This window comes from Terriglobales bacterium (assembly GCA_035454605.1).
Classification (GTDB): Bacteria; Acidobacteriota; Terriglobia; order Terriglobales; family Acidobacteriaceae; genus DATMAB01.
This window is the reverse complement of sequence record DATIGQ010000058.1, coordinates 1-10,816: the sequence shown is the minus strand read 5'-3', so window position 1 is coordinate 10,816 and position 10,816 is coordinate 1. Positions and strand designations below refer to the sequence as shown.

At 64.7% G+C, this 10,816-nt stretch carries 9 protein-coding genes; 3 read left to right on the top strand and 6 right to left on the bottom strand.

Going from position 1 to position 10,816, the window contains the following annotated elements; translation table 11 throughout:
• Both VLE48_03920 and VLE48_03915 read right to left on the bottom strand, forming a co-directional pair.
• A partial coding sequence (locus VLE48_03920) for a DUF255 domain-containing protein (protein ID HSA92135.1) occupies window positions 1-947 on the bottom strand: 947 nt, incomplete at its 3' end.
• A gap of 35 nt (window positions 948-982) precedes the next feature.
• A complete protein-coding gene (locus VLE48_03915; GenBank protein HSA92134.1) occupies window positions 983-1,984 on the bottom strand; it encodes a M20/M25/M40 family metallo-hydrolase in 1,002 nt (333 codons plus the stop codon).
• A 146-nt stretch (window positions 1,985-2,130) separates the two neighbouring features.
• Between VLE48_03915 and VLE48_03910 the strand changes: the two genes are divergently transcribed.
• Window positions 2,131-2,769 (top strand): alpha/beta fold hydrolase, encoded by a 639-nt coding sequence (locus VLE48_03910; GenBank protein HSA92133.1) that lies wholly within the window; start codon window positions 2,131-2,133, stop codon window positions 2,767-2,769.
• An 83-nt stretch (window positions 2,770-2,852) separates the two neighbouring features.
• Here the strand turns inward: VLE48_03910 and VLE48_03905 are convergent, their stop codons facing one another.
• Window positions 2,853-3,245, bottom strand: coding sequence for a DoxX family protein (locus tag VLE48_03905; GenBank protein ID HSA92132.1), 393 nt, complete (start codon window positions 3,243-3,245; stop codon window positions 2,853-2,855).
• Between the two features lie 291 nt (window positions 3,246-3,536).
• Between VLE48_03905 and VLE48_03900 the strand changes: the two genes are divergently transcribed.
• Window positions 3,537-5,924 (top strand): protein kinase, encoded by a 2,388-nt coding sequence (locus tag VLE48_03900; GenBank protein HSA92131.1) that lies wholly within the window; start codon window positions 3,537-3,539, stop codon window positions 5,922-5,924.
• A gap of 153 nt (window positions 5,925-6,077) precedes the next feature.
• Here VLE48_03900 and VLE48_03895 read toward each other — a convergent pair whose 3' ends face one another.
• Both VLE48_03895 and VLE48_03890 read right to left on the bottom strand, forming a co-directional pair.
• Window positions 6,078-6,926, bottom strand: coding sequence for a formylglycine-generating enzyme family protein (locus VLE48_03895; GenBank protein ID HSA92130.1), 849 nt, complete (start codon window positions 6,924-6,926; stop codon window positions 6,078-6,080).
• 69 nt (window positions 6,927-6,995) lie between these two features.
• Window positions 6,996-7,643, bottom strand: a complete 648-nt coding sequence (locus VLE48_03890) for a class I SAM-dependent methyltransferase (GenBank protein ID HSA92129.1) — start codon at window positions 7,641-7,643, stop codon at window positions 6,996-6,998.
• Window positions 7,644-7,814: 171 nt separating this feature from the next.
• Here VLE48_03890 and VLE48_03885 point away from each other — a divergent pair, with 171 nt between their 5' ends.
• On the top strand, window positions 7,815-9,146 hold the full coding sequence (locus VLE48_03885; GenBank protein HSA92128.1) for a DUF4147 domain-containing protein: 1,332 nt from the start codon (window positions 7,815-7,817) through the stop codon (window positions 9,144-9,146).
• Window positions 9,147-9,182: 36 nt separating this feature from the next.
• Here the strand turns inward: VLE48_03885 and VLE48_03880 are convergent, their stop codons facing one another.
• On the bottom strand, window positions 9,183-10,064 hold the full coding sequence (locus VLE48_03880) for an MBL fold metallo-hydrolase (GenBank protein ID HSA92127.1): 882 nt from the start codon (window positions 10,062-10,064) through the stop codon (window positions 9,183-9,185).
• Window positions 10,065-10,816 lie beyond the last annotated feature (752 nt).

The window sequence follows — 10,816 nt, the reverse complement described above, 5'->3', positions numbered from 1 at the left end:
CCGCCGTGCTTGCGGTCGCTGAGCCACTCGTCCATCCAGCGCAGGATGTCGCGCGCGACGGCGGCGAAGAACGCGTTGCCGGTCGCCTGGTAGCCGTGGACGTAGTTCTTGAGCAGCTCGGAGTTGTCGTAGGACATCTTCTCGAAATGCGGCACCACCCAGCGCTCGTCCACGGAGTAACGATGGAATCCTCCGGCGAGTTGGTCGTAGACGCCGCCGCGGGCCATCTTCTCCAGCGTGGTATCGACAACCGTGCGCAGGTAGTCTTCGCGGGTGCGCGCGTAGCGGTCGAGGACGAGGTCCATCACCGCGGGATGCGGGAACTTGGGCGCCTGCCCGAAGCCGCCGTGGCGCAGGTCGAACATCTGCACCGCCGCCTGCACAATGTTCTCAATGATGCGCGGCGAGAACTCGGCCGAGCGGCCGGTGAAGGTTTCGGCCTGGCCGATGGCGGTCATCACGCTGGCCGCCGACTGCAGCACGTCGTCGCGCTTCTCGCGCCACGCTCCGGCGATGGCTTCCAGCACGCGCCGGAACCCAGGGCGCCCGTACTGGTCGTCGGGCGGGAAGTACGTTCCGCCATAGAACGGCCGCCCGTCCGGCGTAAGGAACGCCGTCAGCGGCCAGCCGCCCTGCCCGCTGATGGCCGAGACGGCAGCCTGATAGCGGCTGTCCACGTCCGGGCGCTCGTCGCGGTCTACCTTGACCGCGATGAAGTGCTCGTTCACGACTTCCGCAATGTTCGGGTTCTCGTAGCTTTCCCGATCCATCACGTGACACCAATGGCACCAGACGGCGCCGATGTCGAGGAGGACGGGCTTGTTCTCGCGCTGGGCGGCGGCGAAGGCCTCGGGTCCCCATTCGTGCCAGCGGATGGGCTGATGCCTGGCGGAGCGCAGATACGAGGAAGAAGCCGCGGAGAGGGCGTTGGTGGATTCGGACGCCATGAAGAATCAGTCTAGCTGAAAAGGCAGCCGAGTGATCAGACGGAGGCGAGCAGCCGGCGGGCGATAGAGCAGTAAAGGTTGACGGCGTCGTGAAGCTGCTTCTTTTCCACGTACTCGGCCTCGGTGTGGGCGACGTGGATGGAGCCGGGGCCAAGCAGAAGGGGCTGGCCCCAGTTGGTGAGGGCTGGGATGTCGGTGGTGAAAGCGGCCACCATGCTGGGAATGCCGTCCAGGGCGTGGAGACGGACGAAAGGAATCTCGAGACCGAACTCGATCGTGGCCAGATCCCCGACGGCGGCGACGATGTTCTGCTTGAGTTCTTCGGCAGGACCGATGAGCCGGTAGAGCAGGTGGGCGCAGGCGTGGTCGGGGATGACGTTGGGGGCGCGGCCGCCTTCGATGAGGCCGATGTTGAAAGTGGTAGAGCCGATCTCCGGGTCGGAGGGCAGCGGCATGGCGAGCAGACGGTCGAGCGCACGTACCAGCTTTTCGGTGGCGGATTCGCCCAGGTGGGGATAGGCGGAGTGAGCCATGCGGCCGCGAGCGACGACCTCGACGCGCAGCGTGCCCTTGGACGCTACGGCAACCTTGTTTTCCGTGGGTTCGCCATTGATGAGGAAACGCACGCCGGGCGAGCGCTGGTTGGCGACGCGGGCGCCGAGACTGTCACGCTCTTCGCCGACCAGAAAGAGCAGGCCGGCGGCATGGCCTTCGCTTCGCAGGCGCTGGGCGGCGGCGACCTGTGCGGCGATGATGCCCTTGGCGTCACAGGCGCCGCGGCCGTAGATCTTTTCCTCGTCCTCGGAGGAGGAAATGAAGGGCGGGACCGTGTCCAGATGGGTGGAAAAGACCAGTTGTGGACGCGGCGATTCGGCCGGCGTGGCGTAGATGTTCGAGCGGCGGCCTTCGACCGGCATCAGCTCCACGTGATAACCGGAGGTGGAGAGCACGCCGGCAAGGAACTCCGCCACAGCAGCTTCGTTGCCGGTGATGGACTCGATGTCCACGAGCTGGCGCGTGAGGCGGACGAGGTCCATGGGGGAAGAATAGCACTCAGCACTCAGCAGTCAGCACTGATGGCGAGTGGCGAGCTGTGGGTACCCAGTGCCCGGCGGGCGGCTCGCTGATATCCTGACGACGATTCATGATCGATGGTTGCGATTGACGATTGCGGACGAAAACCGTGGCTAATGAGATCCGATCCTTTTTTCTCGAGGGTCCTGCCGGGCGGCTGGAAGCGCTGCTGAATACGGGCGATGAGAACGCCACGCACGCGGCCGTGGTGTGCCATCCGCATCCCGTGTACGGCGGGACCATGCACAACAAAGTGGTCTATCACGCCACCAAGACGCTGAACGAGTTCGGATTCCCGGTGCTGCGCTTCAACTTCCGCGGCGCTGGGCGGAGCGAAGGCGAGCACGACAACGGGCGCGGAGAAGTTGACGATGTCCGCGCGGCGCTCGACTGGCTGGAGCGCGAGTTCACCGTGCCCATTGTGTTTGCCGGGTTTTCCTTCGGGGCGGGCGTAGGGTTGCGAGTAGCCTGCGCGGATGCGCGGGTGACGGCGATGATCGCGCTGGGCACGCCCGTAGAGGCAGCAGGCCGCGAGTACGGTTACGGGTTTCTGCGCGCTTGCTCGAAGCCCAAGCTGTTCCTCAGCGGGACACAAGACCAGTACTGCCCGCGGGAGCGGATCGAGAAAGTGGTGCAAGAGGCGGCGCCGCCGAAGGAGTTGGTGCTGATCGAAGGAGCGGACCATTTCTTCGAGGGACGGCTGGGAGAAGTGCAGAAGGCGATGCGGGAGTGGGTGGAGAAACTGTGATCTGCGATCTGTGAACTAAAAAACTCCAGGACCAAAAGCCTCACCGCGAAGGACACAAGGGCAGGACGAAGTGCAGGGGACGGTCAGGTTCGGAGCGGGGTGAGGGCGCGAAGACGGTCTTCCCGCAGGTACAGCCCCAGCCAGACCAGCACGCCGAGGACCACCGGCGCGAAAAAGGGATCGCCGACGCGCACGTGGGTGGCAGTGGCGCCACCGAGGAAGGCGGTCAGCAGGATTGCGCCCAGAACCGAGGTGCGCCGAATGACGTACAAGGCCGTGCAGGCGAGTTCGAGGATGGCGATGCCGAAAGCCAGGTTCTCCGGATATCCGAGGTGAGCGAAGCCCTCGATGACCGACTGCGGCTTGACCAGTTTCATGGTGGCGCTAAAGAGCAGGAACAGTACCGGGATGGCACTGAGGATGCGTCCGGCCCAGAGCGTTCTCTTCGCAACAGGAGCTTGAGCGCGCGAATTCATATTTGAATCGATGTCAGAGATGGTTGTGGCGATGCAGGAAGTTCATCGTACCAGCCGATATGGGGCATCGGCCGTGATGCGGCGCCGCCCCGCCGCGTTCCTCATCTGCCTGAAGGCGGACTCGTTCGAGCCAGGGCTGCGTGGGAAATTCTCGCGCTGCCTTGCTCAGGACGGCGGCTGGGAGAAGTACAGAAGGCACTGCGGGATTGGCTAGGAAAGAGGACGGCGTCGTGCGCGGGCTCCTTCGTTGACTGTGCGAGCCGTGGCGACTAACATGCGGCTGAGTCGAGGTTGGAGGATTGTCGCATCCTCGGTCAGACCATTTCGCACTACCGCGTGCTGCGGAAGCTGGGCGGAGGCGGGATGGGTGTGGTGTATGAAGCCGAGGACCTCAGCCTGGGCCGCCACGTTGCACTGAAGTTCCTTCCCGAAGAAGTGGCCAAGGACCGCGATTCGCTGGAGCGGTTCCGCCGCGAAGCCCGTGCCGCATCCGCTTTGAACCACCCCAACATCTGCACCATCTACGAAATCGGCGAGCACGAAGGGCAGTCCTTCATCGTGATGGAGTTCATGGAAGGCACGACGCTCAAGGGGCACGCCGCGGGGCGACCCCTGGAGAACGAAGTGCTGGTGGACCTGGCAATCCAGATCGGGGACGCGCTGGATGCGGCGCATGGGCAGGGCATTGTGCATCGCGACATCAAGCCGGCCAACATCTTCGTGACCAAGCGCGGACAGGCCAAGGTTCTGGACTTCGGGCTGGCCAAGATCGCGGAGCGAGAGGTGGGAGCCACGGACGCCACGGCTACGGCTACGGGCCCGGAGCGACTGACCACGCCGGGCAGCCCCATGGGCACGGTGGGCTACATGTCGCCGGAGCAGGCACTGGGCAAAGAGGTGGATGCTCGCAGCGACCTCTTCTCCGTCGGGGTCGCACTCTACGAGATGGCGACGGGCACCTTGCCGTTCCAGGGTGAGAGCTCGACGGCAGTCATCGATGCCATTCTGCACAGGCCGGCGCTGCCGCCGCTGCGTCTGAACCCCAACCTCTCGCCGGAGCTGGAGCGGATCATCCTGAAGGCGATGGAGAAGGACCGAAACCTCCGTTATCAGAGCGCCTCGGAGTTGCGCAGCGATCTGCAGCGGCTGAAGCGGGATACGGAATCGGGCTACGTGTCTTCCTCGGTGGCCGCAGCAGCCGCAAGGAAGCCACGACGCGGCGCCCTGTGGACCGGAGCCGGTGTCGCGGTGGTGGTGCTGGCGGTGGCCGTTGGCATGTGGCTGGGACGCGGCAGGAAGACTGCGGAGTCGGCCAAAATCGCGCCTTCCATTGCGGTGCTTCCTTTTGTGGACATGAGCGAGGAGAAGAATCAGGAGTACTTCTCCGACGGCCTGGCCGAGGAGCTGCTCAATGACCTGGCCAAAATCCCCGAACTCCGGGTGGCCGCAAGGACCTCGGCCTTCCAATTCAAAGGGAAGAGCGAGGACCTGCGTACGGTAGGCGAAAAGCTGAACGTGGCCACCATCCTCGAAGGCAGTGTGCGCCGGGAAGGCAATCGCGTGCGCATTACGGCGCAGTTGATCAAGGCCGCGGACGGGTTTCATTTGTGGTCACAAACCTACGACCGAGAGATAGACGACATCTTCACGGTGCAGGACGAGATTGCGCAGGCGGTGGTGGGATCGCTGAAGGTGACTCTGCTGGGAGGGAAGACCGCCACGGCCACCCGGGACACGAATCCGGAAGCCTACAGCGCCTACCTGCAAGGGCGGTATTTCTTTGGGCGGCGGAGCGAAGAGGCCTTCAAAAAGGCCGTGGGCTACTACGAGCAAGCCATCAAACTGGACCCAAGCTATGCCCCGGGGTGGGTGGGTCTTGCTGAGGTACGCAGTCGCCAGGCGGATGCCGGTTACCTTCCAACGGAGGAAGGTTACGGGAAGGCTCGGGAGGCGGTGAAGCGAGCGCTGGAACTGGATCCCAATCTGGCGGAGGCACACGCCGCCATGGGGAAGATCCAGCGGAGCTACGACTGGGACTGGGCGGGAGCGGATGCCTCCTTCCGCCGGGCACTGGCTCTGGAGCCGGGCAATGCCACGGTTTTGCGGCACGTAGCGGGGCTGGCGGCCACCCTGGGCCGATTTGAAGAAGCCCTTCCGTTGGACCGCCGAGCCGTAGAGCTGGACCCCCTCAGCGCCCCAGCCTTTTTCTACCGTGGTATGGATGCCTACTATGCCGGTCGGCTGGAGGAAGCCGAGGCCGCCTTCAGGAAGGCCCTGGAGCTAACCCCGGAGCGGCCGTTAACACACAACTTGCTCAGCCGCATCTATCTGGAGCAGTCCGATCCTCAGCGGGCACTGGCCGAGATAGAGCGGGAGCCAGAGCTTTTGTGGAGCCTCTTCGGGCGGGCGCTGGTCTATCACGCCTTGGGGCGCAAGAAGGAATCGGACGCGGCCTTAACGGAGATGATCGCGAAGTACCAGGCGGTTTCTGCCTACCAAATTGCCCAAGCGTATGGTTTCCGCGGGGAAGCTGACCGGGCCTTTGAATGGCTGGAGCGGGCCTACACCCAACGCGACGGCGGTCTCACGCAGCTAAAAGGCGACCCGCTATTGAGAAACATCGAGCGGGACCCGCGCTATGCCCCCTTCCTGAAAAAGATGAACCTACCGGTTGACTAGCGCAGCCGTGGCGCGTTCCTCGTCCGCCTGGAAGCGGACTTGTTTCGCGAGTACCAGCAGATGCATCCGGTTGAGGTTGCGTTCCCACGTCTGCGCCGAAACGCGTGGCGCAGACATGAGGCACGCTCGGGTGGAGTGAATGGGGTGATTCGCTCACTTGGCGCAGCGGAAGCCGACGAAGTCGCGCGAGCCGTCCGGTGGGTGGCTGTCGCGGTACTCGACCCATAGGTTCACCGGAGCACCGTCGAAGCTGCCGCCGCGGACGACGCGCCGGGTGCGCACCTGAAGGAACGGTGCTCCTTCCGAAAACAGATTCCCTCCGGCAACCGGATTCTTTTGCGCCACAGTGGGGTAAGGCTGCCATTCATCGGCGAGGAACTGCCAGACGTTGCCTACCATGTCGAACAGCCCATATCCATTCGGCGGGTAGCTGCCGACCGGCGACGTAGTGCCCAGGCCGGTGGCAGAGAAATTCGCGCGTGTGGCGTCCGGGGGCTGATCGCCCCAGGGAAAAAGCGCGTTGAGGCCGCCGCGAGCGGCGTGTTGCCACTCGGCTTCGGTGGGCAGGCGCTTGCCAACCCAGCGGCAATAGGCGACAGCCGCATACCAGTTCACATTTACCACCGGATGGTCGGCCCTGGTGGTGAGCGTTGCGGGATCCTGCCAGTGCTTGAGGTAGTTGCGGTTGTCCAATTCGCGCGGGATGCGGTCCGGCCGCCATTGGGGATTGGCGTCGGTGAAGGTTTTGAACTGCGCGTTGGTCACCAGGTGGCGGTCGAGATGAAAGTCGTCCAGCGTGACCTGATGCTTCGGCACTTCATCTTGAAAGAGCCGCGCGGTGTTTATTCCGAAGATCTTCTGAAGGGCAGGGATGTTCGCAGCCTCGATGCCCATCTGGAAGGTGGCGCCGGGGATGCGGACCATGGCGGCGGAGTCCTCGGTTTGTGCCAGCAAACCCAAGGAAAGTGTGAAAGACAGTGCGAGGAGAAGAGTCCGAGTCATGATGCGCTTCAGGCATAGACGGCATGGGCCGCCAAAGGGTAGCGGAGCACACCGCGAAACCGGTCGAAATCATTTCACATACACGTCCACGGACCAGACCCAGGTGTGGCGGCGGCTGGCCAGGGAGAAGCCGGAGCCGCGGATGAGCTGTTCCATGGCATCGGCGGGATGTACGAAGGTGCGGAAGGAATTGCCGACGAGCCGCCGGGCGGCGTTTTCCGCCGCCATTCCCAGCCGGACGTACCAACGGTCGCGGGGGTAGGAGAGCGCGAAGCAGCGCCCGGTATGCCGCAGGACCTCTTCCAGGAGCGGCCGGTAGAGGGGGTAGCAGCAGACGACGCGGTCGAGCGTGACCACCGGCGCGGCGGGCAGATCCTTGGCCACGACCATGAAATCGCCGTGGACAAACTGGATGGCCTCGACGCAGCCGAGGCGCGCCGCTTCTTCGCGGGCAGCCACGACGTAAGCGGAGGAGGCATCGACGGCGACAGCGCGGGTGAGGCCGCGTCGGAGAAGCTCAAAGGTCAAGGCGCCGATGCCGGAGCCGACATCGAGCAGCATCCCCTCGAGCTGACCTGCCTGCGCCACGCCGTCCGAGAGCAGACGCGTGGTCGGGGCGGCGCCTCTGCGGCGGTAGTCGGCCAGTTCCTTTGTGGCCTTCTCCCGGCTGAATTGTTGTTCGGCGGCGTCGGCGAACGGGGAACAGCAGCAGGTCACGCGGAGCGCTCCTCTGATGAAGTTTAGCGCAGCCGTGGCGCGTTCCTCGTCCGCCTGGTGGCGGACTCGTTCGAGCCATGGCTGCGCGAGGAACCGCACGGCCCTGTTCCCACGTTTCCGCCCAACAGCAGGGCGTTAACATGGGGCACCCAAGCCGTATAATCCCGGCACATGTACGAAGAGACAGAACACGAATCGCCGGCGGTGGAAATGCGGGCGGTGGCGCGGGCGATCTTCCAGGAGACGCTGGGGCAGTGCACCATCCCGCGGGCGTTCGAGCGGCACGTGAGCTGCCGCAGGGGCGTGCTGCGCATCGCGGAAGACCTCTACAACCTGGAGTCGTACAAACGCACGTTCGTGGTCTCGATCGGCAAGGCGGCGCACGCCATGGCGGAAGGGTTGTTCGCGGAGGTCGGCGGGCTGGTGGAAGGGATCGCGGTGGGGACGACGGCGCCGGCTTCCCAGGTGATGGGCTTCCGCTACTTCGAGGGCGGGCACCCGGTGCCCAACGCCGAATCGGTACGGGCAGCGACGGCCATTCTGCGGGCGCTGCAGGCGCAGGGGCTGGGCTCGCTGGTGATCTACATGATCAGCGGGGGCGGGTCGGCAGCAGTAGAAAAGCCGATCGATGAGGACATCTCGCTGGATGACCTGATAGCCACCTATCGGGCGCTGGTGCATTGTGGCGCGCCCATCGCGGAGATCAACGCCATCCGCAAGCATCTTTCCGCGGTGAAGGGGGGACGCATGGCGCGGGCGGCGGCGGCGGCGCAGCAGGTGTCGGTGCTGGTCTCGGACGTGCCCGAAGGCGCGCTGGACGCGCTGGCCTCGGGGCCGACCATGCCGGATTCCTCGACGGTGGAGGATTGCTATCGCGTGGCGCAGCAGTACGGCCTGCTCGCGGAGCTGCCGCTTTCGGTGCGTTACCTGTTCGAGAAGCACGCGCTGGAGGAGACACCGAAAGCGGGCGACGAGGCCTTCCGGCGGGCGCGCTGGTGGCCGATCCTTTCCAGCACCACCGCGCAGGAAGCGGCGGGCGTGAGCGCCACACGGCAGGGATTCGTGGTGGACGTGGACAACCGGCCGGACGACTGGGACTACGAGCGCGCCGCCGACTACCTGCTGGGACGTGTGCGCGAGATGCGGGAGAAGGCGGAGCGAGTCTGCCTGGTATCGGTGGGCGAGGTGACGGTGAAGGTGGGCCCGAAGAGCGGCACCGGCGGCCGCAACGCGCAGTTCGCGCTTTATTGCGCGGACAAGATCGCCGGGCAGAACATCACCGTGCTGAGCGCCGGGACGGACGGCATTGACGGCAACAGTCCGGCGGCGGGGGCGGTGGTGGATGGAACCACGCTGGCGCGAGCGCGAGCCCGCGGGATGGATATCGAGACGGCATTGCGGGGTTTCGACGCGTACCCGGTGCTGGAAGCGCTGGGGGACGCGATTGTGACCGGGCCGACAGGGACGAATGTGAGGGATGTGAGGCTGTTGATCGCCTATTGAAGCAGTGCATCAGTCGGAGCGGAAAGCGGTCCACGCCTAGAAGAAACGAGTTACTCCTTCTTCCAACACCACGACCCGGTCATGGACGCCGTGGCGGCGGGCTTCGGCGGCGAGGTATTCCAGGGGCTGGTGGAAAGGCTCGTGGGAGAGGCGGAAGCTGCCGTAGTGCATGGGCACCATCCAGCGCGAACCCAGGTCGAGAAACGCCTGGACGGCGTCGGCCGGACTGGTGTGAACGGCGCGGAAGCTGGGCGGATCGTAGGCGCCGATAGGAAGCAGGGCCAGATCGGGACGCAAGCGGCGGCCGATCTCGCGGAAGCCTTCGAAGTAGGCGGTATCGCCGGCATGGTAGATGGATTGGCGGCCATGGCGGAGGACGTAGCCGCCGTACCCGCGGTGCATGTCAGTGAGGACGCGGGCGCCCCAGTGGCGGGAGGGCACGTGGGTGATCTCGACGCCGCCCAGGCGGTGGGTCTCCCACCAATCCATTTCGATGATTTCGCGGAACCCGAGGCGGTACACCAGATCGCGGACGTCGCGGGGCACAATGATGGCCGGCGCGGTCCCGGTGAGGCGGCGGGTGGCGCGCGCGATAGCGCGAAGCGACGGCCGATGCAGGTGGTCGAAATGAGCGTGCGTGACCAGCACGGCGTCGATGGGCGGCAGGTCAGGGACGCGCAGGCCGGGACGGCGCAGGCGCTTGAGCACGAACAGCCAGCGGGCAAAGTTGGGGTCCAGCATCAGGTTCTGGTGGGCGAGCTGGACGAAGAAGGCAGAGTGACCGATGAAGGTCATGGCCAGCTCGCCGTTGCGAGCCAGGATGGGGCGGTGAGTGTGGCCGGTGCGCGGCGTAACCGCCGAGTGGCGGATGAGGCGCGTGAAGTTGCGCGCCCGGCGGCGCAAAGGAACGTCCATCATAAGTACAGATGCTCGCGGCCCCGCCGGCGATGCGACCCCAGAGGCCGGATAGCGAATGATACAGGAAAGCGAGGTTGAGGGACGAGGGGGAAGCAAGCCTCGGGTAGCTCACGCAGCCTAGCGATTAGGCATTTTGTGAATCCGGGTAGGACCGAGTTTTCTGAACAGGCGAGCAATGAAGCGCTCCCCAGGGATTGGCGGTACATCTTGGCCGTTCTTCGTTAGGATTGAAGCGCAGACACGGATACACTCAGGGCAGATGAAGGCATCGTTGTCAGGTGCGGCGATGGCACACTCAAGTTCCTCCGCTGACTTTTTGCAGAAGGAACACCTTGCAGGACCAGACATGCCAGTAGCCTACCGCTTTTCCCCATGGTGGCGCCACGGGTTCTTTGAGAGGGCGTCGTCCCTAAGGGACTTCGTCCCGTACGTGCAGCGGTCCCAGCGCTGAAGCGCTGGGCTACGATACTTCGTCCCTGCGGGACTCTTTATGAACGAGCTGCGGCGGAGAACCGACGCCGCGAGATACAGAATTGACCTCTTCAGGTTGGCTCACGCGGGTCATACGGGGCACCGTCGAGATCGTGTGGAACCCGACGGGCCTTGACCGGGGGGCCGCGCTCCTTTGTAATCGTGCGTTCGATTTCCGGAGGAGGAATCATGCGCATTGCATTCATTGGAATGGGCATCATGGGGCGACCCATGGCCGCCAACCTGGTGAAGGCCGGGCACGAGGTGACGGTTTGGAACCG

Coding starts and splice junctions, on each gene's coding strand:
- VLE48_03915 (HSA92134.1), bottom strand. CDS start 1,984: ATGGACCTCGTCCGCCTCACGCGCCAGCTCGTGGACATCGAGTCCATC.
- VLE48_03905 (HSA92132.1), bottom strand. CDS start 3,245: ATGAATTCGCGCGCTCAAGCTCCTGTTGCGAAGAGAACGCTCTGGGCC.
- VLE48_03895 (HSA92130.1), bottom strand. CDS start 6,926: ATGACTCGGACTCTTCTCCTCGCACTGTCTTTCACACTTTCCTTGGGT.
- VLE48_03885 (HSA92128.1), top strand. CDS start 7,815: ATGTACGAAGAGACAGAACACGAATCGCCGGCGGTGGAAATGCGGGCG.
- VLE48_03880 (HSA92127.1), bottom strand. CDS start 10,064: ATGATGGACGTTCCTTTGCGCCGCCGGGCGCGCAACTTCACGCGCCTC.